The sequence below is a fragment of the Thermostichus sp. OS-CIW-30 genome (assembly GCF_054060215.1).
The window spans coordinates 97,872-119,817 of sequence record NZ_JBSSCZ010000005.1 but is presented as its reverse complement, the minus strand read 5'-3'; the positions used below and the strand labels follow the sequence as shown (position 1 = coordinate 119,817).

The window sequence follows — 21,946 nt, the reverse complement described above, 5'->3', positions numbered from 1 at the left end:
GGGATCCCAAAGCGCTTAAAAACCCAGGATGCTATACCCACTATCCACGTAGATCACCTGGCCGGTAATGCCGCTGGCCAGGTCGCTGGCCAGAAAAGCCGCCACATTGCCCACCTCTATTTGAGTGACATTGCGCCGTAGGGGAGCTTTCTCCTCCACAGCATGCAGCATGGCATGAAAATCGGAAATGGCCGATGAGGCCAAGGTGCGGATTGGGCCGGCAGAAATGGCGTTCACCCGGATCCCGGCAGGGCCCAGCTCGGCAGCCAGGTAGCGGACACAGGTTTCCAGGCCCGCTTTGGTGACGGCAGCCATGTTGTAGTTGGGCACCACTCGCACTCCTCCCAAGTAGGTCAAGGTGAGGACACTGCTGCCGGATCTCAGTAGGGGCTTGGCAGCCCGGCAGAGGGCAATCAGGGAGTAGGTGCTCACATCCATGGCCAGGGCAAACCCCTCCCGCGAGATATCGCTGAAGTTGCCGCTCAGCTCCTCTTTTTTGACATAGGCCAGGCAGTGAACCAGAATATCGACCTGACCCCATTTTTCGGTTACCCCCTGAAACAGATCGCTGATTTGCTGATCGCTTTGCACGTCGCAGGGGAGGAGAAAATCTGGCTGCAAGGGATCCGTGAGTTGCTGAACTTTGGTTTTGAAGCGATCCCGCTCGTCCGGCAGATAGGTAACCCCTAGGCTGGCCCCCGCTTTGTGCAGTTGCTGAGCAATGCCCCAGGCAATGGAGCGCTCGTTGGCAATGCCGGTTACCAAGGCTTTCTTTCCCGTCAGCTGTAGCATGGCAAAAAAAGTAGGGGTGTATTCCTTTCTATCCTCCCACAGGTGGGAGCTGGGGCTGGGAGAAGGGATCCCAGGCACTCCTGAACTCCCGTTAAAAAGGCCCGGCTTCCACAATGAAAGTCCTTTTGGTTGAAAAGGAATATTGTCTGCTGGATCTCCGCAGCCCTGTTACCCGTGCCGAAATCATCGAGCACCCGTGGTCGTTGGAAGATACCTCCCTCAACCGGGCTGATAGGTGGAAGCAACGTGCAGTTCCTTGAGCTGCTTCGCCTCAACGCTGGAAGGAGCGCCGGTGAGCAAACATCGCGCCTGCTGGGTTTTGGGAAAGGCGATGACATCCCGGATGGAATCTTCCCCGGCCAGCAACATCACCAGCCGATCCAGGCCGTAGGCAATGCCGCCGTGGGGCGGGGTGCCATACTCAAAGGCTTCCAACAAAAAGCCAAACTTGTCCCGCGCCTGTTCGGGGGTGAGGCCAATCGCTTGAAAAACCTGCTCCTGAATTTCCCGCTGGTAAATCCGCAGGGATCCCCCTCCTACTTCCACGCCGTTCCACACCAGGTCATAAGCCTGGGCCCGCGCCGTTTTCAGGTCGGCCAAGTCGTCGGGGTGGGGGGCGGTAAAGGGGTGGTGCAGGGCTTCCAGGCGATTTTCTTCGGCGTTGAACTCAAACATGGGAAAGTCGGTGATCCAGAGGAGATTCAAGGCGTTCTCTGGGATCAAACCCAGCTCCTGGCCCAGGTGCAGCCGCAGCCGGCCCAAAGACTCGTTCACCACTGCCGCCGGCCCTGCCCCAAACAGCAACAGATCCCCTGGCTTGGCCTGGGTGAGATCCAGCAACCGCTTCTCCTGCTCGGGGCTCAAGCTCTCTTTCAGGGCGCCGATGGTATCGAGGCTGTCGGGCCGCACCCGGATAAAGGCCAAGCCGCCCGCCCCATACTGGGTGACCAGCTTGAACAGATCCCCGCCTGGTTTGATGCGGGTGTTGGAGATCTTTTCATCGCCGCCGGGCACTGGCAGGATTTTGATCAAACCGCCCTCAGCCAGCACTTTGGCGAAGACTTTGAATCGGGATCCCTGAAACACCTCCGAAACATCCACCAACTCCATCCCAAAGCGGGTGTCAGGCTTGTCGGAGCCGTAGCGGGCCATGGCCTCGGCATAGGTCAGGCGCGGGAAGGGACGGGGCAGGTGGATCCCTTTGACAGTTTTGAAGATATGGCAGATCAGTCGCTCGTTGAGCTCCAGGATCCCTTCTTGATCCATGAAGCTCATCTCCATGTCCAACTGGGTGAACTCCGGCTGCCGATCCGCCCGCAGATCCTCATCCCGAAAGCAGCGGGCGATCTGGTAGTAGCGATCCACGCCAGCCACCATCAGCAGCTGCTTAAAGAGCTGGGGCGACTGCGGCAGGGCAAACCACTCGCCGGGGTTGACGCGGCTGGGCACCAGGTAGTCTCTGGCCCCTTCTGGGGTGGAGCGGGTGAGAATGGGAGTCTCCACCTCGACAAAGCCCTCCTCGTCTTCTAGGAAACGGCGGATGGCCTGGATGACCCGGTGGCGCAGTTGCAGGTTACGGGACATGCGCTCCCGCCGCAAATCCAGGTAGCGATAGCGCAGGCGGATCTCTTCTCGCACTTCCTCTGCTTCTTCTCCCGAGACGCTGAAGGGGAGCTGCTTGCCGACTGGACTGAGCACTTCCAACTGTTCGGCGTAGATCTCGACCTCGCCGGTGGCCAGGCGAGGGTTGAAGGAGTCGGGGGGCCGTTGCTGGACAGTTCCCGTTACCCGCACCACATATTCGTTGCGCACTTCCCCCGCCAGTGGATATGACTGCGGAGTTTTCTGCGGATCCGCCACCAGTTGCACAATGCCAGAGCGATCCCGCAAATCCAGAAAGATCACCCCCCCGTGGTCGCGGCGGCGGTCGATCCAGCCGTAGAGGGTGACGGTCTGGCCAATGTGGGCCGGGCGGACTTCGCCACAGTAGAGGGTGCGGGCCGGGCGATGGATGGCAGCAGGCATGGAAGAGGTGAGAGAACAAGGGTCTGAGCCCCTATCATACAAAACTCAGACCTCCTGCCTCGACTCAGCTTCTCAAGAGCATTCAGGGGATCCGCCCAGGGCTACCACAATCGTGCAGGTGTTGTGGCGCATCATGGCAACGTAAGTTTCGGCGCCGCTGCCTGGCTCCCCCAAAGAGTCCGAGTACAGTTTCTGTTCGGCTACCTTGACCCCGGCTTCGGTGGCCACCGTTTGGAGGAGAGCGGGGTTGAGGGTGGTCTCAGCAAAGATAGCCGGCACCCGCAGAGCGCGGATCTCCTCCACTAAGCGGGCCACTGTCTGGGCGCTGGGCTGTTCTTCGGTGCTGATCCCCAGCAGGGATCCCCCCATTTTCAGGCCGTAGGCTTGGGTGTAGTAGGCAAAGGCATCGTGAGTGGTCACCAAAACCCGGTTGGGAGGGGGGATGGTCTGAATTTGCTCCCCAATCCAGGCATGAAGCTCCTCCAGCTCTGCTCGATAAGCAGCAGCATTGGTTTGGAAGAAGGTCGCCTCGCCAGGCACCTGTTCCGCCAGCTCTTGGGCGATGCGCTCCACCATGCGGATGACGTTTTCCACATTGCCCCACACGTGGGGGTCGGGAGTGGGGATCCCGTCCTCGTTGGCAACAATAGGTTCAAGGATCTCGGCCAAGGCAACCCGCCGCGCCTGTTGGGCTGTGGCCTCGATGAGGCGCATCAACCCCGGCTCCAGGTTGTAGCCGTTGTAAAACACCAAGTCTGCCCGCTCTAGGGCCATCCCATCCGCCGGTGCCGGCTCGTAGATGTGGGGATCCATCCCCGGCTGCAGCAGGCTGGTGAGCTGGATGCGATCTTGGCCCACCTGCTCCACCCAATCGGCGATCAGTGTGGTGGTGGCCACAACGCGGGGACGCGCCCAACCCGAACCGGCTAGGGCCAGAAAACTGCCGTTCCCGTCAGCGAGACAGAGTCCTATTGCCAAGCCGAAGGCTGCTACCCAACGGCGCCGCCCCCAAAGGAAGACAAGACTTTTGATCATCGTTTCATGGTTTAGATGTCCCTTTAGGGTACACTGGACTTACCGAAAATGAAAACAAAATGAAAAAGCAACTTCCTCCTCTCCCTCTTGGTCCGGCCAGGGGATCCCTGGTGGTGCGGGATCTGACGGTGCGTTACGGCAGCCTGCGGGTGCTGCAAGGGATCCAGGCTGAAATCGCGCCGGGGCGCATCACGGGCATCCTCGGGCCCAACGGGGCCGGCAAAAGCACCTTTCTCAAGGGGCTGTTGGGGTTGGTGCCGCTGGAACGGGGGGAAGTGCGCTACGGTGGGCAAGCGCTGTGGGGAGAGCAAGTGGCCTATGTACCCCAGCGCTCGGCCATCGACTGGTCGTTTCCCGCCACGGTGTGGGATGTGGTGTTGATGGGGCAGGTGAGAGCTGCTGGCTGGTTTCGCCGCATCGGGAAAAAGGGGCAGCAGCGGGCTGCTCAAGCCCTGGAGCGGGTGGGGATGGGGGCCTACCGGGATCGCCCCATTGGAAAGCTGTCGGGGGGACAACAGCAGCGGGTGTTCCTGGCGCGGGCCTTGGCGCAAGAAGCGGAGATCTACGCCCTTGACGAACCCTTTGCCGGGATCGACCAGCCCAGCGAAGCTATTTTGTTCCAGGTGTTGCGGGAGCTGGCAGATGCCGGCCACATCGTGATGGTGGTGCACCACGATTTGGGGCAGGCCCGGGCCTACTTCGACGAAGTGCTCCTCCTCAACCGTGTCTTAATTGCCCAGGGATCCCCGCGGGAGGTGTTGCAGCCAGCGGTGTTGCAGCGGGCCTATGGCCGAGCCCTGCTGCTGGACTCAGCTGCCTAGGGAGAGTTTGAGGTCAACAACGTTATGGAATGGCTCTGGCACAGCCTGGCGGATCCCTTGAGTTTTGCCTTCATGCAACGGGCTCTGCTGGTGGCGGTGGCCGTCGGCATTCTCTGTGCCGTGGTGGGCAGCTATCTGCTGGTGCAAAGCTTGGCCCTCCTGGGGGATGCCATCAGCCATTCGCTGCTGCCGGGCCTGGCCATTGCCTACATGCTGGGCCTCAACCTGTTTGTGGGAGCCTTTGTGGCCGGTCTCCTCAGCGCCCTCTTAATTCAATGGATCCGCTCCGCCAGCCCCCTCAAGCCGGATGCAGCCATGGGGATCGTCTTTTCGGCCTTTTTTGCCTTGGGGATCCTGTTGATCACTTTGATCCAACGGCGGGCTCGCATCGATCTCAACCACTTCCTCTTCGGCAACCTCCTGGGGGTGAATGCTGTCGATGTGCTGACAGTGGTGGGCATCACCCTTTTGGTGTTGGGGTTAGTGGCCCTCTTCTTCAAGGAATTGACCTTTTACAGCTTCGATCCCTTGGGGGCCAAAGCAGCCGGCCTGCCCACCGAGCGGCTGGGGTGGGGGCTGATGGTGCTCACTTCCCTGACGTTGGTGGCCAGCATGAAGGCAGTGGGCGTGCTCTTAGTGTTGGCCATGCTGATCACGCCAGCGGCAACCGCCTATCTGGTGGTGCCTCGATTGCACCAGGTGATGCTGTTGGGATCCCTATTTGGGGTGAGCGCCAGCCTGCTGGGGATGTACGCCAGCTACTACCTCAATGTGGCCTCCGGCCCGGCCATCGTCCTGGTGGCCTCCGCCTGGTTTAGCCTAGCCTTTCTGGGCAGAGTGTTCTCAGGAACGCGCTAGAAACCAGGGATCGCAGGTCGGGATCCCTGGTTCGAACCTCATCTGAGAGAGGGTAGAAAGCGGTAGGTAGTCAACTCAGAAGCGGGAAGAGCGGCCATCCCGACTGCCGCCTGCACCGGCCTGCCGAGGCAACGCCTTGTTGACCCTCAGATCCCGGCCCATCCAAGTAGCACCGTCCAGCTCGTCGATGGCCTTTTGCTCATCGGCTTCGTTTTCCAGTTCCACAAAGGCAAAACCTCGCTTACGGCCAGTCTCCCGATCCACCGGCAGCTTAATTTGCTTAACGGTGCCGTATTCGGCGAACACAAGCCGCAGGTCTTCTTCGCTGGCCTTGAAGGACAAATTACCCACAAAAATGGTCATGGTGTAGCAAACTCCGAACCTTACCCTTTAGCGTTCAGTTCGGAGGCTCACCTGGTTAAACCATTCGCTCAATCCGAACCTCATGCCAACCACATCTTAGTCTTCCCAATGGCATTTGCAAAGCTATCCTTGCAGCTTTTTGTCCGAGAATTGGGAGAAGCTTTTGTAGCAAGATGGAAACTCAGGATCCTAACCTTCATGGGCGATTGCTTTGGCCCAACGGTTGGCGTTTGGGAGTGCCGGGAGAGCGGGGATAAGGAGGCGGCGTGGGGGCTACTTTCTCCAGCAGTAGGCAGTGGCGCACCCCACGGCTGCGGGGTGTGGTGAAGGCTTCTACATGGATCAGTTTTCCGCCCAGGATCTTGAGGGCCCGCTCCAGCGTTTGGGCTTCTGCCTCCGTCCAATGGCCGCGATAGAGGATGGCGCGTCCCCCCACCTTGAGCAGAGGCAGGCAATACTCGGCGCAGGTCTCCGCCGAGGCCAGGGCCCTGGCCAGAGCAATATCATAGCTGCCCCGTTCCTGTGGGTCTTGCCCCCAAATTTCGGCCCGCTGAGCCACTGCCCGCGCTTGGGTGAGGGAGAGCCTTTGCAAGGTGTCCTGTACAAAGGCAATCTTGCGTTGGGTGCTGTCCAGCAGGGTAAAGCGGGTTTGGGGCAGGGCAATTTGGGCCGGGATCCCTGGAAACCCTGCCCCGGTGCCGATGTCGATCCCCCGCCAGGGCTGAGCTTGGATTGCCTCCCAGGATCCCAGCAGGCGTAGGCCCCGCAGCGAATCCCACAGGTGTTTCTCCCAAAAGTCGATGGGATCGGTGATGCGGGTCAGGTTCTGGGCTCGGTTTCCGGCCATCACCAGCGGATAGAGCTGTTGCAGTTGTTGCTGCTGCTGTTCAGAAGGCTGCCAACCCAGATCCGCCAGCCAGCTTTCCCACAGGGCCTTGAGCTCTGGAGGCTCAGAGGAAGAAGCGTCAGCCTTCTTCATCCCAGGGATCCCAGTTTCAATCCAGCGGGGATGGCTCTGTCGGCCCAGCCTTTCAGCTCTTGGGTCAAGCCCTGCAAAGAACGGTCGGTGCCCAGCAGCTCTTGGTTTAAGCAAACCAACTCCTGCAAATCCAGCTCCTGACAGCTGGCCCAATCTTCCGCCAGCAAGTTAATCGGCTGCGGCTGAGCCTGAAGCAACTGATGAGAGGCCAACTCCAGCTCTACATTCAAAAGCACCTGCTCCAACCGCTCTACCCGCTCCTGCATTTGCGCCAGCAGGGCTGCCAACTGCTGACAGCAATGGTGAACCCGCTGAGCATAGACCTTGAGCGGCAGGGTCAGCGGCAGCAACGACTCAGACAACAGTTGAATCAGGTGCTGGGCCTCCAGTTCTTCCAGTTGCAGGTCTTGCCAAATGGCGTGGTAAAGATGAAGCGAGCGACGACAGGCTTCCAGGCGCTGGTAGCAAGGCTGTAATACAGAACCGCGCAGCTCCTGCAGGTAGTCGGCCCACAGTTGCCCAGCCTCCACCACCCACCCCGTTTGCAGAAAACTCCACCCCTGAGCCAGCAGCCAACTGATCAACAGGCCCGCCAACAATTGGTTTTTTTGTCGCAACAGGAAAGGCGAAAGGTGCTCTCCCCAAACGGCTAACCCCAGCCAGATCAGGGCAGCCAAAGTCAAATGGGGCAAGCTGATCATCTCGGCCAACAGCTGGGCAGACCAGCGCTGGCGCAGCATCCAGATCACCCCGGCGCCCAAGCTGTACAGCCCTCCCCCCAACAGCGGGATCACCACCAGCCACAGGGGTTGTCCCCTCCACAGGTGCGATAGTGACCCATCTTCGCCCAGCGCATCCCAACTGAGCAAGTACAAAGCCAGCAGAGCCAGAACCACGACCCAGCCCTGCTGTCGCTTGAGACGGCGGGCTAGAAGACGACGGCGGCGGCGCAGATAGGTTTGAAAGGACTCGGCAACAATCGACATAAAAAAATGGCACTGCGGATCCCTACCAATACCCCCACCGGCCTGGAGCGCTCCTTCACGATCATAAGTCTTAACTTTGCTAGGTCATCTGGCTTCTGTATTGCGTTGTTGGCGGGAGTCATGCCCAGCCGGTGGCCAGCTTTTTCAGCTAGAAATCGCAGGAGCCCCGCACTGTACCCGTAGGGTCACTGCCGGGAGGAATGCGCTTTGATGAAGTACAATGAACTCATGAGCCAAGTCCTGACCATATCCTGCAAGCTCAAGGTGTCCCAGTCGCAAGCCGCTAAATTGGACGCGACGATGGAGGCTTTTGGCCAAGCCTTGAATTGGGTCAACCAGAACACGCCGGAGAAGATCGTCAACGCGGTCAAACTGCAATCCCTTTGCTACTACGAGATTCGCGCCCGATTCGGCTTGTCCAGTAACTTGGCCCAACAGGTCTGCAGACGGGTGGCCGGCGCCCGCAAAGTGGCGAGACAGCGCAACCGTCCGGTTAAAGAGTTCAAGCGTAGGTTCGTTACCTACGACGCACGTATCTTCTCGTTCCGTCAAAAAGACTGGACGGTGTCGCTGACCACGGTGGAAGGGAGAGAACGCTTTGAACTGACCATTGGCAACTACCAGCGTGGGATGCTGGCTGGTTCCAACCCAAAAGCTGCCACGCTGATCAAGCGCAAAGATGGCTCCTACTACATCCAGATTTGCGTAGAGAAAAAGCCACCCAAGCAACAAGATACCGACAAGGTGATCGGGGTGGACTTTGGGAGGACGGATATTGCCCATACGTCAGACGGGGACAATTGGAATGGACAGCAGTTGAACAGAGTCCGCGACCGCTACTCCCGGTTGAGGGCGGTACTCCAACGCAAAGCCAGTAAGGGCACACGCAGTTCGCGGCGCAGATGCAGAGAACTGTTGCAACGGCTGTCTGGCAAGGAGAGACGTTTTCAGGCGTGGGTCAATCATCGCATCTCCAAAGCTATTGTCTCTAGGGCAAAGACCACAAACAGCGCTATCGCTCTGGAAGACCTGACAGGGATCCGGGAAAGGGTCAATCAACAGCCGCGCAACAAGGCCGAACGGCGCAGAACCAACAGTTGGGCGTTCTACCAACTACGCCAGTTTCTGGAATACAAGGCGAGGGTTGCAGGGGTTTCTCTGGTTCTTGTGCCGCCTGCCTACACGTCGCAGACCTGTCACAAGTGTTTACACATCCATCCCGATCCTGCGCAATCCTACCGCAGTGGTAAGTCGTTCAAGTGTGGGCACTGTGGATGGGAAGGGGATGCGGATTTGAATGGTGCGAATGTGATTGCGCTCTTGGGGGCTGCTGTAAACCAGCCTAGAGGTTCGGGCTTGTTTTGTTCTCTGGTAGAGCAGAGCAGGCCCAGGGCTACTGAAAGCCCGCTCCGTACCGCTTAGCGGTCGGAGTCGGGTAGTTTACGCGGTTTTTCGGCGAGACTCCTCCGAGAAGCGCTGTTTTCTCGGCAAGCCTGACAGAGGCTTTTTAGAGCAGGCAGCCGCGTGCAAGCTCTCCACCCCTGTTACCATGGAGGAGCCCTTAATGTTTCTTTCGTATCCATCGTATCCATAGCCAAGCTAGTCTCTTGGACCGGCTTTTTTATTGTGCACTGTGCCAGGTTTTGTGATCCCTTCTGCATCTCCTCCCAGTTCCGGCCTTTCCCCCCTCGAAGTGCAGCGCCAGATGATCGTCATTCTCGATTTTGGATCCCAGTACTCTGAGCTCATTGCCCGCCGCATTCGCGAAACCCACGTCTATTCGGAAATCCTTTCCTATCGCACCACTGCTGAGCAACTGCGGCAACTGCAACCGCAGGGCATTATCCTCTCCGGGGGCCCCAACTCGGTGTATGAGCCAGGCGCTCCGGTGTGTGACCCCGAGATTTGGAACCTAGGGATCCCGGTTCTGGGGGTGTGCTACGGCATGCAACTCATGGTGCAGCAGTTGGGGGGCAAGGTGGAAGCAGCCCAGAAGGGGGAATATGGCCGTGCCGCTCTGCACATTTTGGATCCCACCGACCTGCTCACCAACCTGCCGGAAAACAGCATCATGTGGATGAGCCACGGGGATTCGGTTACCGAACTGCCGCCGGGCTTTCACACCTTGGCCTCTACCGACAACACCCCCTGTGCCGCCATTGCCGATCCAAGGCGTCGTCTCTACGGGGTGCAATTTCATCCGGAGGTGGCCCACTCAGAGGCTGGCGCCTTTCTCATCCGCAACTTTGTCTATCACATCTGCGGTTGCGAGCCCACCTGGACAACGGCAGCTTTTCTGGAGGAAGCCATTCGAGAGGTACGTGCCCGTGTGGGCAATAAGAAGGTGCTGTTGGCCCTCTCGGGGGGGGTAGACAGCTCTACTTTGGCTTTTCTGCTGCACAAGGCCATCGGCGACCAGCTCACCTGCGTGTTCATCGACCAAGGGTTTATGCGCAAGGAAGAGCCCCAGCGGCTGCTGCGCCTTTTCCAAGAGCAATTTCACATTCCCGTCCACTACGTGGATGGCCAGGAGCGGTTTCTCCGGCAGTTGCAGGGGGTTACCGATCCCGAAGAAAAACGCAAACGAATTGGGGCAGAGTTTATTCGCGTGTTTGAGGAAGAATCCCAGCGGCTGGGTCCTTTTGAGTACTTAGCCCAAGGCACTCTCTACCCAGACGTGATCGAGTCTGCCAATACCCATGTGGATCCGGTTACTGGAGAACGCATTGCCGTCAAGATCAAAAGCCATCACAATGTCGGCGGCCTGCCCGAAAATCTGCGCTTTAAGCTGGTAGAGCCTTTGCGCAAGCTCTTCAAAGACGAGGTGCGGCAACTGGCCCGCTCTTTGGGTCTGCCGGAAGAGATTGTGGGCCGCCATCCTTTTCCGGGGCCGGGGCTGGCCATCCGCATTGTAGGCGAGGTTACCAAAGAACGGCTGGAAACCCTGCGAGAAGCGGACATGATCGTGCGGCAGGAGATCAACCGCTCCGGCTACTATCCCAAACTTTGGCAAGCCTTTGCCGTGCTGCTGCCAGAGGTGCGGTCGGTGGGGGTGATGGGGGATAAGCGCACCTATGCCTGCCCGGTGGTGGTGCGGCTGGTTACCAGCGAAGACGGTATGACCGCCGATTGGGCGCGAGTTCCCTACGACCTCTTGGCCACCATTTCCAACCGCATCGTCAACGAGGTGCCCGGCATCAACCGCGTGGTTTACGACATCACCTCCAAGCCCCCTGGCACCATCGAGTGGGAGTAGGCGGGATCCCTTGCGTCTGGCCTCGATTCCCGGCTGGATCGATGGCTACCTATGGCCAGCTTCCGGCAGGGAATAGGAAGGGCTTGAGCTGAAGGGCTGAGCGGCTTGGACTTCCATTCGGGCCAAAGTCGTAGCGGCATCCGCCAGTTGCAGAGCAAGGTTGGCACGGCTAATCGGATCCCGGGCATTCCAGAGATCCTGTCCCAAACAGAACACCCGATAGCGAAAGGCTTTGATCGAGCGCGATGGGATGACCTTGACAGTCATGGCTACAACCTCTTCTCCACAGAGACGTGAATAGTCAGCAGAACCCGCTCGGGCTCAAGGTAAACAAATGTTACCAAAACAACCTCGTCCTCAGAGGCAATACTGACCGGGCAGGTGGCTTTCGGGGGCTCCACCCGTTCATGCCGTACCCCCACAGTGTATTCTCCAATCGGCAGGTCATCAAATCCAGCGTCTGCATAGATCAACTCAATGGTTTCTTCTGCAATCAACTGCCCCTCTCGCTCCAGGAAACTGAGAAAAGGGATCCCATCGATAGAGGTGAGCGCGTTGTTGGCCTGATTGCGGATCATCACAAAGATGTCGGACATGGAGGGTGCGCCATCACCTCAGGGGTTTATGATCGAGGGTGCTGGAATGTAGCCCGACTTTCTTTAGCCTGGACTGCCGCCAAGTCCTGATTCAGCGACCAAACCCTTGACCCCGCGTGGCCGGGCGGGCAAGACAGGCTTGGAGTTTTTTCCGCAGCTGGGCTGTATCGAGGCGCTGACCGATGAGCACCAACTGGTTTTTGGGCTGGCGAGGCCACTCATCGCTGCTGAGGGTATAGCGCCGACCGCTGAGGTGAAAGATATGTCGCTCTGGGCTTTCCTCGAACCACAACACCCCTTTGGCACGAAAGACTGCATCGGGCAACTCGTTGAGAAAATTTTGGAAAGCATCCAAAGAGAAGGGCTGATCGCTCTCAAAGGCTAGGGAGTTAAAGCCGTCAGCCTCGATGTGGCTGTGATGGGAGTGGTGGTGGTCATGATCGTGCTCATGGTCATGGTGGTCGTGACTGTCGTGATCATGGGCTTCTTCTTGGGGCAAGGAACTGGCCTGAAACAAATCGGTATCCAAGATTAGCTCCAGGGGAACTGCGCTGTTGACGGTGCGCAAAATGCGGGCATCTTCTTTGATCTCGCGGATGCGTTTTTCCAGACGCTCGATCTCGGCTTCCTCGACCAAATCGATTTTGTTGAGGAGAATCACATCCCCATAGGCAATTTGGCTGTAGGCCACGTTGCTGTTGAACAGATCGGGGGCAAAGTTGGTGGCATCTACCAGGGTGATGATTGAGTCCAGCCGCGTCAGATCTCGCAATTCTGGCCCCAAAAAGGTGAGGGCCACCGGCAAGGGATCGGCCAATCCCGTGGTCTCCACCACCAGGTAGTCGATCTTGTCGGAACGTTCCATCAACCGCAACACGCTTTCGGCGATGTCGTCCCGGATGGTGCAGCAAATGCAGCCGTTGTTCAGCTCCACCAAGTCTTCTTCGCTGGAGACGATCAGCTCCGCATCGATGCTGATCTCGCCGAACTCGTTGACCAGCACCGCTGTGCGCATCCCTTTCCGGTTGTTGAGGATGTGGTTGAGAAGGGTGGTTTTCCCACTGCCCAAAAAGCCTGTGATGATGGTGACAGGTAAGCCGCGCTGGGGCACTTCGATGGTTGCAGTCATGGAATGGCAGCGATCCGATATAGAGGGAACTCTTCCACTTTATCCTCTTGTCCTCATTGCCCTAGCTGTCTGAAGCCGATTAAACCCTTCAGATGCGATCAGTAGAGCCTTTGCGCCTCGGCATTGGCGGCAGCCTTGGCTGTCTGAACTGGATGGTCTCTCTCTTTCCGGCTTAATCCTCCAGGGTCAGATCGCTTCCTCTAATCCCCCGGCCCTGAAAGTATGGTCATTTCAATGCAAACTAGGACACTGCACCCTACACCTAAAACGCTGGCCGCGTCGTCGCGTCAGCGTTGCAGAGCAATAATGCACGGAACCAGAAAGCTTTCCTCAGTAGCCCAGGCGTCTCACCCTAACCTGAAACAACTATAATCCTCTGAAAGCTCCAGAAACAATGTCTCTGGGTAGACCACAGTACAGAGCCACCCTAGCTTGGCCTGTCAAGATGCCTACCTGTCCTGAGTCACTTCCACCTGGTTGCCCGGCTCTAGGCTGACGCGGAACTGTTGGGCGCCTGCCGGCAAGGGATCCGGCGGTAGCTCCGGCAGGTCGGCAAATGGGGTTTCGGCTCGGCGCTCCCGGGCCAGCGCATCCTCCGGCTCGGCGGCCAGGGGGGATCCCGTCCTATCCACCGTTACCCGGTAGACCAAGCTCTCTGGCCAATCGGGGGGAGACTGCCACTGCTCTGCCAAAATGTCTCGCAGACGGGAAAGGAGATCTGCACCTGCTGCCTCTCTTCCCGCTGTTGGGTCAGATTCTTGGAGGGATGTGGCCAAAGGCTGCGATTGACCCGTCAAGGCAGGGGTGGTGAGCTGCTCTTGCGGGGAAGGGGAAACTGCGGGATCCCTAGGGGGGCGACTGGCCCAGATCCCAACACCGGCCACAACTGCGATCCCTCCCACCAGCAGGGCCGCGATCCCGGTGGGCTGTCGATACCAAGCCCGCGTCACCGGAGTTCCCAGATTGGCCAGTTGGGGAATGTCATCCGCCACCTGGGAGAGGTTCTCCAGCAGGTCGTACAACTGCGTCATCGACAAATCCACCTGCGCGATGCGATCTTCCCCTTGGCGCACCGTGAGACGATGAAAAATAAAATCAAGCGGACGGATGGCCACGGTACCGCTGAAGGTTCCCTTGGGTTCCCCACTCAAGTGGGATCCCACGTAGCGGTCGATTACGGTGATCAAATCGTTGAGCCAAACGTTATCGCCGTGTAAAGTTTTGACTGTCTCCCCCTGGCGGATTTCCAACTGACACTCGAAGCTGCGCTGGATGGCTTGCAGCGGCGGCGTTGCAGAGGAGTCTGAAGAATTGGAATCGGCAGGGGCTTCTCCCCGTACAGTCAGCGTAGAAGTGGGTTGTTGATAGGTGTGGCTAATCAGGGTGAGGCTGGGCATGGCAACTGCGGGCAAACAACACGGGTAGAGGGCTACAGAGGCGATAATTGACAAAACTGCCTCAAGAAGAGGGTGAGGCATCGGGGCCGGAGCTGTGGGCCACCCCCTCTTCTTCCAGATCGCTGCCGGCAGGCAAATCCATCTCAGGACGGCTGAGCAAGGCTTTCCACAGGCGCTGAGCGCCTTTCGGGCTACTGTAGAACATCAGCTCAATCAAGATGCGCAGGGCCAGCTCGGTGAGGCTATTCTCATCGCGCACGTCCCCATCCACCATGCGGCTGCGGTAGTGAGAGAGGAATTCATCCAAGTAATCTCCCACCAGCGGCTGACGGAAGGGGCTGAGCTCTTGATCGACAGCGGCTTCCAGTTGCTCCAAGGTGCTGCGGATACGGGCTTGTTGCTGAGCAGCCAGATAGGCAATCACCATCACCAGGGCACGGGCCTCTTCGATATCCACCTTTTTGCGCCCACCGCTGCTGCGGCGTAAGGGGTTAGCATTGCGCAGTCGCCAGAGAGTCACCCGATCGCCAATCTGCTCTTCCAAGTTGAGGGCTTTGGCTGCGGCCAGAACCGCTTCGGAACTTTCTCCGCTCAGGGACTCCAACCCCAGCAGTAGCAAGTCCAACTGGGCTTTGATGGTACCGGTGGCTGTGTTCAGGCCAACGGGCCGACTGTCTAACTGAATGTGCTTGTGTTCCACCGTCACGCTGTCAATGGGAGCTTTGGGTTTCGACGAAACTCTATGATCTCCTGTCCAAGCCAAACCTGCAACCTACCTCCCTGCGCTCTAGTCTAAAAGACTTTGGGCATGCTAGACTGCTCGCCAGCCTGCCGAGAGTTGAGCTCTCAGGGTTCTTCCCCAAAACGGGGTAACTCTGGATGCATCTTAGACCAATAAGAATGGGTTTTCTGGGCCGGTTTCTGTTTCGGCAACACCCCTACTCCTAGCTGAACTTGGGCTTTTGGACTCAGGGGGATGGCTACTTATAATGGGGAAAGCAGCTGCTGCTTTGGCCTTTAAGAGCTAAGTGACTACCCACCTTCATTGAGTTTCCCTTTTGTTGACACCAGCGACTCTAGGTGCAGCTTGATTCATCATGGCCTCTTCTGCTCGCTGCAGTACTCAGCCTGTCCCTGTTCACTGGGTCTTGATCTTCAGGGATCGATTGGGGCAGAGGGGGGTTGTTCTGGATAGTATCTATTACTCAGTGGGACGGTCTAAAGACAATCATATTCGCCTTTACGATCCCTGCGTCTCTCGGAAACACGCTTCCCTCATCCGCATCCCAGGTTCAGGGCCAACTGCACAGGGATCCCTGCAGTACAGCTACATGGTATTCGATGGCAGTCCGGGATCCAGGCCCAGCACCAATGGCCTATTCGTCAACGGAAAACGGGTTTTGTCCCATCGCCTTCAGCTCCTAGATAAGATAAGGTTTGGGCCGAACGTAACGGCAATTGTGGAGACAACGGATCGACTCAGCCCGGAAACCCTAGCCAAGTTATTGCAGCCTCTGGATGCTGCTAGCTCTACATCCCCATCCACCTTTGATTTTAATAAAGACACGGAGCCGAACCCGGAAAACCTGGCTCAGCCAGAGGAAGAGGATTTCACTGTTGCCTAAGCCAACCCAACCAGTCTTCTGAATCCTCCTGTGCTCCCCATCCCACCTGCTCTGAGCGGCTACTGGCAAAATGCCTTTGACCTAGAAGCCCATCTGGGATCCTTCCTGGGCCTTGGGGCTGCCGATCTGCGGGAGAAACTGCGGGCAGGGCAGCAGCAATTGGCGGAGTTGGGCCGGCGAGACTTTGGCTGGGATCGGGCAGATGCGTTTTATCGGGATCAGGTGAGATCCGCCTATCTGCTGGATTTGGCGGCTTGGCACCTGAGCAGCACCGACTACATCGGCGATACCTTACGCCTGGTGGCGGATCATGCCCGCGGGTTGGTGTTGGATTTTGGCGGCGGCATCGGCACCCATGCTATCGGGGCGGCCCTCTGCGCAGCGGTGGATCAGGTGATCTTCTGGGATATCAACCCCATCCATCGGCAGTTTGTGCAATGGCGGGCGGAAAAGCTGGGCTTAACTGAGCGCATCCACTGTCCAGAAAACTTCCCAGAAGAGATCTTTTTTGACACGGTCATCTGCTTCGATGTGGTGGAACATCTGGCGGATCCGGCAGCGCAGTTGCGGCAGTTTTACGACTGGCTCAAGCCGTCAGGTAAGCTTTTGATCAACTGGTACTTTTTCAAGGGGTTTAACGGCGAGTTTCCTTTTCACCTGGACGACCCGCAAAAGGTAGAGCAATTCTTTCAGGTGCTGCAAAGCTGTTTTTTGGAGGTGTTTCACCCCTATTTCATTACCGCCCGCTGTTACCGCAAGTGGGATAAAAGCTGAGATTGGAGAAAACCAAGGTGCTGCGCTATTTGCGGATATTGTGGCTGTTTTGGAGCACCTCAATCGCGGCAGAAATGGAGTACCGTGCCAATTTTTTCTTTGCCAGCCTCAGCAGTCTGGGTGGCTTGGGATCCGCTCTGTTTGGGCTGTCGTTGTTTTACCAGCAGGGGCACTGGCTGGGCGGTTGGAGTTGGCCGGAAGCCCTCATCGTGTTGGGGGTGTTCACCATTCTGCAGGGGGTGTCGGCCAGTCTCTTTAACGTCAACCTCAATCGCATTGTGCAGCAGGTGCAGGAAGGCACCTTGGATTTTGTTTTGCTAAAGCCAATAAGCAGCCAGTTTTGGCTGTCGGCCAGGGTGTTTTCCCCCTGGGGCCTGGTGGATATCGGCTTTGGCCTGTTGCTGATTCTCTACGCCGGGATCCAGCTCCATTTGCCTGCTTGGGCCTATGCTCTGGGGCTGCTGCCTCTGCTGCTGGGGCTGATCATCCTCTACAGCCTCTGGTTTATGTTGGGAGCCACCAGCATTTGGTTTGTGAAAATCTACAACGTCACCGAGGTGCTGCGGGGCCTAGTAGAGGCAGGACGATTTCCGATAGTGGCCTATCCGGTGGCCTACCGCGTGTTTTTCACCTTCGTCGTGCCGGTGGCTTTCCTGACCACCATCCCGGCGGAGACCCTGCTGGGGCGAGCCCAATGGCCGTGGCTGCTGGGATCCGCTCTGCTGGCGGCAGGGCTGTTGTGGGGATCCCATCTTTTCTGGCGCTTTGCCCTGCGCTTTTACACCAGCGCTTCCAGTTAAAGTCTGGGCCAAAACCCTTGGATCCCAGGCATCCGAGTTCCGGGGAGTTGAGTAATTTCTACAGACGCGCCCCACGCGCTGACATCGCGGAGAACAACTGCCTTCTCCTTCACAAGGCAGAGGGAATCGCAGAGTTCTCTGGGTTGAGGGCAAAAAAGTTTTCACTGCAGCGCTTTGCAGCCACAGGCTCTGTGGTTTAGGGGGGCTTGTCTGTCAGTGGTTTTGATGGTTTGTCGATCTTTTGAGGAGCCTGTTCAATGCACAAACACACAAGCTTTGTAGCAGCCTCTGTGATAGCCGGCAGTTTTGCTGATACATTTACGCTGAACACTGCTGAACATCACTGTTCAACTATGCAGCGATAGCATTCTGTTTGTTTCCAAACAGAATGGCGGTATCCCGCAAAGCTTTGAGTAGAATACCCAAAGCGCAGTTTCCGTGTCGTCTTACTACCAATTTTCTGCTTTGCTTTGGCTACCATGTTGGCAGACTCGAAAGTAAACAGAAAGATCAACTGGTAGTAATCCGTACTGAACATATTATACATTATTTTCAGTATAGTTGAGCTTATTATTGACTAGAGTCATGCTCTCTTGGGCTGTGGCAGCAGCACTTCGTCTTCGATGATGCCTTCCCAAGCGGATTTGGTGGCTTTGAGCAGCGGCAACCGCCTCACCTTTATCCGCTCCGCCGATGCTTCTGTGCTAAGGATCCCTGACGGTAACAGGAGTGAACGGCAACCTCATTGGTATCGATGTGCGTCCTGCCAACCGGCTGCTTTACGGGCTGACCGACACCAGCATCCTTTACACCATCAACTTGCAGACCGGTGCCGCTACCGTAGCCAGTACCCTGTCAGCGCCCTTTACGGCGGGCATGCTTTCTGGCATGGATTTCAACCGTTCCGCAACTCATAGTCGTTTATTTCACCGCCCAGGATGAACTAAACAACCGGTTGCTTCCTGCTTCTACGACCCTTACCTAGCTGAGCTTTTGACCCAACCCCGGCAGAGGAATCTCCACAGGCGCGACTTCCCCCAGAACTTGAGGTAGAGTTAGCAAAGCTAACTAGATCGGTGGTAGCAAAAACCGTAGCTGCCGTCAACTTGCCGTGAACCTAGAACCGCTCAAATAAACGATGATAAAAACAGCAGCTGCTGTTAACCCCCCAACGATGGGGTTCAGGTGCCCATTGGCCCTCTGGGGGTGAACTTCGGCCCTATGGGTGGGTTTGACATCCGTACTGCTGATGGAGTGGATACCGGCTTTGCCATCGGCGGCTCCACCTTGTATCGAATTGAACTAAACACCGGTCGGGCCACATCCCTGGGCACCCTGCCGGGTGGGCCGTTCTTTGGCTTGGCCGCCCTCTAGGAAAGCCGATTCCCATTTGCCTATCTAAATTAAATCAAGGTTAATCAACATTAATCAATGTTTTGGATTCATTGATTTGGAACCAATTGTTGGAATCGTTTTGAGATCGTTGCTGCTGTTGATCCTTGACCCGGCCCGATCCCAGCTCAGGATTGGGCCTTCTATCTCCCCTTAGCTCGGGGTTGACCTCCGCCTATGCAGACGATAAATTATGAGAGCCGCTGCCCTGCTTGGATTACTCTGGGCGATGCTTGTGCCTCTGCAGTTTCTTTCTCTTTTCCATCCCGTTTCCTCTTCCCGCTCATGAAGATCGAGGGCGACAAAGCTGAGGGATCCCTGCAGGAAAAAACCGATGCAGAGGTGTTTGCAGCCCTAAAAGCAGGCCGGTCACAAGCTCTGGCCATTCTCTACGACCGACATGCCGGCTTGGTGTACGGAATTGCCTGCAAAATGCTGGGCAGTACTGCCGAAGCCGAAGATCTCACCCAGGATATTTTTTTGAACTTGGCTCGTTCCTCCTTTGATCCCAGACGGGGATCCCTGCGCACCTACCTGAGCATCTTGGCTCGCTCTCGCTGTTTGGATCGGCTGCGCTCTTGGCGGAATCGACAGCGCTCCCTGGAACAGGGCAGAGTGGAATTGCAGGGTAGTCCTGCTGCGGATCCCACCTTGGAGCAGTTGGCCCAAGCGGAACGGGTGGCCGAGGTGCAAACGGCCTTGGCCGAGTTGTCCGAAAGTCAACGGCAAGTCTTAAAGATGGCCTATTACGAAGGCATGAGCCAAACGGAAATTGCCAAGCAACTGGATCTGCCTTTGGGAACGGTCAAAGCCAGAGCTCGGCGGGCTCTGCTGCGGCTGCGCGAGTTGTTGGGAGGCCCCTCATGAAAGCCGAATCTGTGTCTCCCGAAGAACTGCAACTGTGGCTGGCGGGCTACGTGCTGGGGGATCTCTCCCCGGAAGAGGCCGAGCGGCTGGAAGCCTTGCTCAAGCTGCGCCCGGAGCTGCACCGAGAACTGCAGGCTTTGCAACAGGCATTGGAGACAGCCTACGGCGTGGAGGAAAAGCAACCTCCCCCCGCCCTGCGGGCTTCTCTGTTGCAGGCACATGCGGAGCAGGCAGCCCAACCGATGCGCACCCCCGCCTGGATTGCCAAGGGATCCCGTCTCTGGCAACGGGGCTTGGGGGCGGTGGCCGCAGGCTTGATCGTCGCTTTGGGGCTGGGGAACCTCTACCTGTGGCGCAGGCTGCAGCTAGCCCAGACGCAAGGGATCCCTGCCGAGGTGTTGACCTATGAATTGCAGCCGACTGCGGAGAACCTGGCCGGCTCGGTCAAGCTTGAGGTGGATCCCCAGCGCCTGCAAGGGCGATTGGTGGCCCAAGGGTTGCCGCCTTTGCCGGAAGGCCGGGTCTATGCCCTGTGGGTGGTGCTGGAACCGGAGGCGCCCTTTACCACCGATAGAGCGGGGGCCGTTCTCGTGGCAGCTTTTCCGGTGGATGAAACAGGAAATCGCCAACAGGAGCTGCGCCTACCGCCGGTGTTTGAATCTACAGAATGGGTGCGGGCTGTGGCCATTACCGAAGAGGATGGCAATCGTCCCCAAGAGCACCAGGGATCCCCTTTGTGGATTTCCGGCTAGGGATGGATTGGCGTGGCCCGATGGCACAAGTAGGCGATTGTGATGCAGATGGATGTCAACCCAGTCTTGTGACCAAGGCAGAAGGCCTTAAGATAAAAGTCGCCACCCCAGCGAAGAACTTGGAGGCCACCCCATGGGCGAAGCGAAGCGCCGTAAAACCCGCATCAGCCAAGATCCCGACCAAGAGCTGGTGTTTCCCAACCTCAAAGACATTCCCCTCACCAAAGGGCAAGCTCGCGCCATCTACAATTGGACAACCCGTGGTGCTTGGGCAGGCATTATTCTGCTGGCGATTGTTTGGGTTGTGATCCGATTTGTGGGGCCTGCCTTGGGCTGGTGGCATCTGGTCGGCTAGCCGGCCGGATCCCCTTTAGCATCCTTTGGAGTTTCCGTCTATGCGCTCTTATCTGGCAGCCGCCATTCAAATGACCAGCATTCCCGATCTGGCCAGCAACTTGCAGCAGGCGGAAGAGTGGATCGACTTTGCAGTGCGCCAGGGATGCGAGCTGGTGACGCTACCAGAAAACTTTGCCTTCATGGGGCCGGAAGCCGAGAAAGCCCGCCTTGCTCCTGAGATTGCGGAGCGGGCGGAGGAGTTTTTGGCCAAGATGGCCCAGCGTTACCAAGTATTTATTTTGGGAGGAGGGTATCCTGTGCCGGACGGGCAGGGCAAAGTTTACAATACCGCTGCCCTCTACAGCCCTGACGGCAAAGAGCTGGCCCGCTATCGCAAAATCCACCTGTTCGATGTCAATCTGCCCGACGGCAATACCTACCGCGAGTCGAACACGGTGGTCAGCGGAGATGAGGTGGTCACCTGCGAGCAAGAGCAACTGGGGAACCTCGGTTTGTCGGTCTGCTACGACGTACGCTTTCCAGAGCTGTACCGATCCCTGGTGGATCGCGGAGCCCAGATTTTGCTCATCCCTGCCGCCTTCACGGCCTACACGGGTCGGGATCACTGGCAGGTTTTGCTGCAATGCCGGGCCATTGAGAACACCTGTTACGTGATAGCCCCCGCCCAGGTGGGCACCCACTACGAGCGGCGACAGTGTCACGGCCATGCCATGATCGTGGACCCCTGGGGGACTATCTTGGCGGATGCGGGTGGCGAAAAACCGGGGGTGGCCATTGCTGAAATTAACCCAGAGCGTTTCCAGTTGGTCAGGCGGCAGATGCCTTCCCTACAACACCGTCGGCTGGCCTGCACCGTCACCCGCTAGGGATCCGCTGTGCCTTGGCCCCCCCTGATTCTCTACAGCAAACCCGGCTGCCACCTCTGCGAGAGCTTGGTGGAGAAGTTGCGGCAGATCCCCGAAATCCGTGATCTGGAAGTCCGCGACATCACCTCCAACCCGAGTTGGTGGGAGCAATACCAACTGGAAGTTCCCGTGCTCACCCTGGCAGGGGATCCCGAGCGACCTTTGCCACGTCCTTCCCCTCGGCTGACGGTGAGCCAGTTGCGGGCTTGGCTTGAGAAACAGCTCCGTTGAATTTCT

The 21,946-nt window shown here is 57.7% G+C and carries 24 protein-coding genes and 1 pseudogene; 14 read left to right on the top strand and 11 right to left on the bottom strand.

Annotated features, from left to right (window positions below; translation table 11 throughout):
• Positions 1-15: 15 nt before the first annotated feature.
• From fabI to ACVWZF_RS03385, 3 genes are all read right to left on the bottom strand, one after another.
• A complete protein-coding gene (gene fabI / locus ACVWZF_RS03395; RefSeq protein WP_011432788.1) occupies positions 16-792 on the bottom strand; it encodes an enoyl-ACP reductase FabI in 777 nt (258 codons plus the stop codon).
• 219 nt (positions 793-1,011) lie between these two features.
• Positions 1,012-2,817 (bottom strand): aspartate--tRNA ligase, encoded by a 1,806-nt coding sequence (gene aspS, locus ACVWZF_RS03390; protein ID WP_011432789.1) that lies wholly within the window; start codon positions 2,815-2,817, stop codon positions 1,012-1,014.
• Positions 2,818-2,889: 72 nt separating this feature from the next.
• Complete coding sequence (locus tag ACVWZF_RS03385; RefSeq protein ID WP_457410840.1) at positions 2,890-3,852, bottom strand: metal ABC transporter solute-binding protein, Zn/Mn family; 963 nt, start codon at positions 3,850-3,852, stop codon at positions 2,890-2,892.
• Positions 3,853-3,911: 59 nt separating this feature from the next.
• Between ACVWZF_RS03385 and ACVWZF_RS03380 the strand changes: the two genes are divergently transcribed.
• A complete protein-coding gene (locus ACVWZF_RS03380) occupies positions 3,912-4,673 on the top strand; it encodes a metal ABC transporter ATP-binding protein (RefSeq protein WP_457410839.1) in 762 nt (253 codons plus the stop codon).
• 24 nt (positions 4,674-4,697) lie between these two features.
• Positions 4,698-5,531 (top strand): metal ABC transporter permease, encoded by an 834-nt coding sequence (locus ACVWZF_RS03375; protein WP_011432792.1) that lies wholly within the window; start codon positions 4,698-4,700, stop codon positions 5,529-5,531.
• A 75-nt stretch (positions 5,532-5,606) separates the two neighbouring features.
• On the opposite strand, the gene ACVWZF_RS03370 is transcribed toward ACVWZF_RS03375, so the two are convergent.
• The 3 genes from ACVWZF_RS03370 to ACVWZF_RS03360 all read right to left on the bottom strand — a co-directional run bounded on the left by ACVWZF_RS03370 (position 5,607) and on the right by ACVWZF_RS03360 (position 7,859).
• A complete protein-coding gene (locus ACVWZF_RS03370) occupies positions 5,607-5,894 on the bottom strand; it encodes an RNA recognition motif domain-containing protein (RefSeq protein ID WP_414329140.1) in 288 nt (95 codons plus the stop codon).
• Between the two features lie 196 nt (positions 5,895-6,090).
• Complete coding sequence (gene rsmG / locus ACVWZF_RS03365) at positions 6,091-6,873, bottom strand: 16S rRNA (guanine(527)-N(7))-methyltransferase RsmG (protein ID WP_457410838.1); 783 nt, start codon at positions 6,871-6,873, stop codon at positions 6,091-6,093.
• A complete protein-coding gene (locus ACVWZF_RS03360) occupies positions 6,870-7,859 on the bottom strand; it encodes a hypothetical protein (protein WP_457410836.1) in 990 nt (329 codons plus the stop codon). The genes rsmG and ACVWZF_RS03360 overlap by 4 nt, the downstream gene beginning before the upstream one ends.
• 228 nt (positions 7,860-8,087) lie before the next feature.
• Here ACVWZF_RS03360 and ACVWZF_RS03355 point away from each other — a divergent pair, with 228 nt between their 5' ends.
• Together ACVWZF_RS03355 and guaA are read left to right on the top strand one after the other, a co-directional pair.
• On the top strand, positions 8,088-9,281 hold the full coding sequence (locus ACVWZF_RS03355) for an RNA-guided endonuclease InsQ/TnpB family protein (protein ID WP_457410844.1): 1,194 nt from the start codon (positions 8,088-8,090) through the stop codon (positions 9,279-9,281).
• A gap of 283 nt (positions 9,282-9,564) precedes the next feature.
• The gene (guaA, locus tag ACVWZF_RS03350; protein ID WP_457387995.1) at positions 9,565-11,115 is read left to right on the top strand and encodes a glutamine-hydrolyzing GMP synthase; all 1,551 of its coding nucleotides are present in this window, start codon (positions 9,565-9,567) and stop codon (positions 11,113-11,115) included.
• 45 nt (positions 11,116-11,160) lie between these two features.
• On the opposite strand, the gene ACVWZF_RS03345 is transcribed toward guaA, so the two are convergent.
• The 5 genes from ACVWZF_RS03345 to ACVWZF_RS03325 form a co-directional block, all read right to left on the bottom strand.
• Positions 11,161-11,382 (bottom strand): hypothetical protein, encoded by a 222-nt coding sequence (locus ACVWZF_RS03345; RefSeq protein ID WP_011432797.1) that lies wholly within the window; start codon positions 11,380-11,382, stop codon positions 11,161-11,163.
• Positions 11,383-11,384: 2 nt separating this feature from the next.
• On the bottom strand, positions 11,385-11,711 hold the full coding sequence (locus tag ACVWZF_RS03340; RefSeq protein WP_238376924.1) for a hypothetical protein: 327 nt from the start codon (positions 11,709-11,711) through the stop codon (positions 11,385-11,387).
• Positions 11,712-11,802: 91 nt separating this feature from the next.
• The gene (locus ACVWZF_RS03335; RefSeq protein ID WP_457410834.1) at positions 11,803-12,840 is read right to left on the bottom strand and encodes a CobW family GTP-binding protein; all 1,038 of its coding nucleotides are present in this window, start codon (positions 12,838-12,840) and stop codon (positions 11,803-11,805) included.
• A 449-nt stretch (positions 12,841-13,289) separates the two neighbouring features.
• A complete protein-coding gene (locus ACVWZF_RS03330; protein WP_457410833.1) occupies positions 13,290-14,291 on the bottom strand; it encodes a DUF4335 domain-containing protein in 1,002 nt (333 codons plus the stop codon).
• Between the two features lie 7 nt (positions 14,292-14,298).
• The gene (locus tag ACVWZF_RS03325) at positions 14,299-14,943 is read right to left on the bottom strand and encodes a DUF3038 domain-containing protein (protein WP_011432801.1); all 645 of its coding nucleotides are present in this window, start codon (positions 14,941-14,943) and stop codon (positions 14,299-14,301) included.
• Positions 14,944-15,334: 391 nt separating this feature from the next.
• On the opposite strand from ACVWZF_RS03325, the gene ACVWZF_RS03320 reads away from it, so the two are divergent.
• The 10 genes and pseudogenes from ACVWZF_RS03320 (at position 15,335) to ACVWZF_RS03275 (ending at position 21,940) form a co-directional block, all read left to right on the top strand.
• Complete coding sequence (locus tag ACVWZF_RS03320; protein ID WP_011432802.1) at positions 15,335-15,862, top strand: FHA domain-containing protein; 528 nt, start codon at positions 15,335-15,337, stop codon at positions 15,860-15,862.
• A 30-nt stretch (positions 15,863-15,892) separates the two neighbouring features.
• A complete protein-coding gene (locus ACVWZF_RS03315) occupies positions 15,893-16,636 on the top strand; it encodes a class I SAM-dependent methyltransferase (RefSeq protein WP_457403382.1) in 744 nt (247 codons plus the stop codon).
• 17 nt (positions 16,637-16,653) lie between these two features.
• Positions 16,654-17,436: an ABC transporter permease gene (locus ACVWZF_RS03310; RefSeq protein WP_011432804.1), complete on the top strand. Its 783-nt coding sequence runs from the start codon at positions 16,654-16,656 to the stop codon at positions 17,434-17,436.
• Between the two features lie 729 nt (positions 17,437-18,165).
• Positions 18,166-18,378 (top strand): DUF4394 domain-containing protein, encoded by a 213-nt coding sequence (locus ACVWZF_RS03305; protein ID WP_457410831.1) that lies wholly within the window; start codon positions 18,166-18,168, stop codon positions 18,376-18,378.
• A 234-nt stretch (positions 18,379-18,612) separates the two neighbouring features.
• A pseudogene (locus tag ACVWZF_RS03300) lies at positions 18,613-18,810 on the top strand (DUF4394 domain-containing protein); the annotation flags it as partial.
• Between the two features lie 303 nt (positions 18,811-19,113).
• On the top strand, positions 19,114-19,695 hold the full coding sequence (locus tag ACVWZF_RS03295) for a sigma-70 family RNA polymerase sigma factor (RefSeq protein WP_457385903.1): 582 nt from the start codon (positions 19,114-19,116) through the stop codon (positions 19,693-19,695).
• Positions 19,692-20,447: an anti-sigma factor domain-containing protein gene (locus tag ACVWZF_RS03290; RefSeq protein ID WP_011432807.1), complete on the top strand. Its 756-nt coding sequence runs from the start codon at positions 19,692-19,694 to the stop codon at positions 20,445-20,447. The genes ACVWZF_RS03295 and ACVWZF_RS03290 overlap by 4 nt, the downstream gene beginning before the upstream one ends.
• 133 nt (positions 20,448-20,580) lie before the next feature.
• On the top strand, positions 20,581-20,802 hold the full coding sequence (locus tag ACVWZF_RS03285) for a DUF2839 domain-containing protein (RefSeq protein ID WP_011432808.1): 222 nt from the start codon (positions 20,581-20,583) through the stop codon (positions 20,800-20,802).
• 40 nt (positions 20,803-20,842) lie between these two features.
• Positions 20,843-21,670 (top strand): carbon-nitrogen hydrolase family protein, encoded by an 828-nt coding sequence (locus ACVWZF_RS03280; protein ID WP_011432809.1) that lies wholly within the window; start codon positions 20,843-20,845, stop codon positions 21,668-21,670.
• A 9-nt stretch (positions 21,671-21,679) separates the two neighbouring features.
• Entirely contained in the window at positions 21,680-21,940 is a 261-nt protein-coding gene (locus ACVWZF_RS03275) for a glutaredoxin family protein (RefSeq protein WP_011432810.1), read from the top strand.
• Positions 21,941-21,946 lie beyond the last annotated feature (6 nt).

What these genes read in the sequence shown, in the direction of transcription:
- fabI (WP_011432788.1), bottom strand. Translation starts at nt 792, where the DNA reads ATGCTACAGCTGACGGGAAAGAAAGCCTTGGTAACCGGCATTGCCAAC.
- aspS (WP_011432789.1), bottom strand. Translation starts at nt 2,817, where the DNA reads ATGCCTGCTGCCATCCATCGCCCGGCCCGCACCCTCTACTGTGGCGAA.
- ACVWZF_RS03385 (WP_457410840.1), bottom strand. Translation starts at nt 3,852, where the DNA reads ATGATCAAAAGTCTTGTCTTCCTTTGGGGGCGGCGCCGTTGGGTAGCA.
- ACVWZF_RS03380 (WP_457410839.1), top strand. Translation starts at nt 3,912, where the DNA reads ATGAAAAAGCAACTTCCTCCTCTCCCTCTTGGTCCGGCCAGGGGATCC.
- ACVWZF_RS03375 (WP_011432792.1), top strand. Translation starts at nt 4,698, where the DNA reads ATGGAATGGCTCTGGCACAGCCTGGCGGATCCCTTGAGTTTTGCCTTC.
- ACVWZF_RS03370 (WP_414329140.1), bottom strand. Translation starts at nt 5,894, where the DNA reads ATGACCATTTTTGTGGGTAATTTGTCCTTCAAGGCCAGCGAAGAAGAC.
- rsmG (WP_457410838.1), bottom strand. Translation starts at nt 6,873, where the DNA reads ATGAAGAAGGCTGACGCTTCTTCCTCTGAGCCTCCAGAGCTCAAGGCC.
- ACVWZF_RS03360 (WP_457410836.1), bottom strand. Translation starts at nt 7,859, where the DNA reads ATGTCGATTGTTGCCGAGTCCTTTCAAACCTATCTGCGCCGCCGCCGT.
- ACVWZF_RS03355 (WP_457410844.1), top strand. Translation starts at nt 8,088, where the DNA reads ATGAGCCAAGTCCTGACCATATCCTGCAAGCTCAAGGTGTCCCAGTCG.
- guaA (WP_457387995.1), top strand. Translation starts at nt 9,565, where the DNA reads ATGATCGTCATTCTCGATTTTGGATCCCAGTACTCTGAGCTCATTGCC.
- ACVWZF_RS03345 (WP_011432797.1), bottom strand. Translation starts at nt 11,382, where the DNA reads ATGACTGTCAAGGTCATCCCATCGCGCTCGATCAAAGCCTTTCGCTAT.
- ACVWZF_RS03340 (WP_238376924.1), bottom strand. Translation starts at nt 11,711, where the DNA reads ATGTCCGACATCTTTGTGATGATCCGCAATCAGGCCAACAACGCGCTC.
- ACVWZF_RS03335 (WP_457410834.1), bottom strand. Translation starts at nt 12,840, where the DNA reads ATGACTGCAACCATCGAAGTGCCCCAGCGCGGCTTACCTGTCACCATC.
- ACVWZF_RS03320 (WP_011432802.1), top strand. Translation starts at nt 15,335, where the DNA reads ATGGCCTCTTCTGCTCGCTGCAGTACTCAGCCTGTCCCTGTTCACTGG.
- ACVWZF_RS03295 (WP_457385903.1), top strand. Translation starts at nt 19,114, where the DNA reads ATGAAGATCGAGGGCGACAAAGCTGAGGGATCCCTGCAGGAAAAAACC.
- ACVWZF_RS03290 (WP_011432807.1), top strand. Translation starts at nt 19,692, where the DNA reads ATGAAAGCCGAATCTGTGTCTCCCGAAGAACTGCAACTGTGGCTGGCG.
- ACVWZF_RS03285 (WP_011432808.1), top strand. Translation starts at nt 20,581, where the DNA reads ATGGGCGAAGCGAAGCGCCGTAAAACCCGCATCAGCCAAGATCCCGAC.
- ACVWZF_RS03280 (WP_011432809.1), top strand. Translation starts at nt 20,843, where the DNA reads ATGCGCTCTTATCTGGCAGCCGCCATTCAAATGACCAGCATTCCCGAT.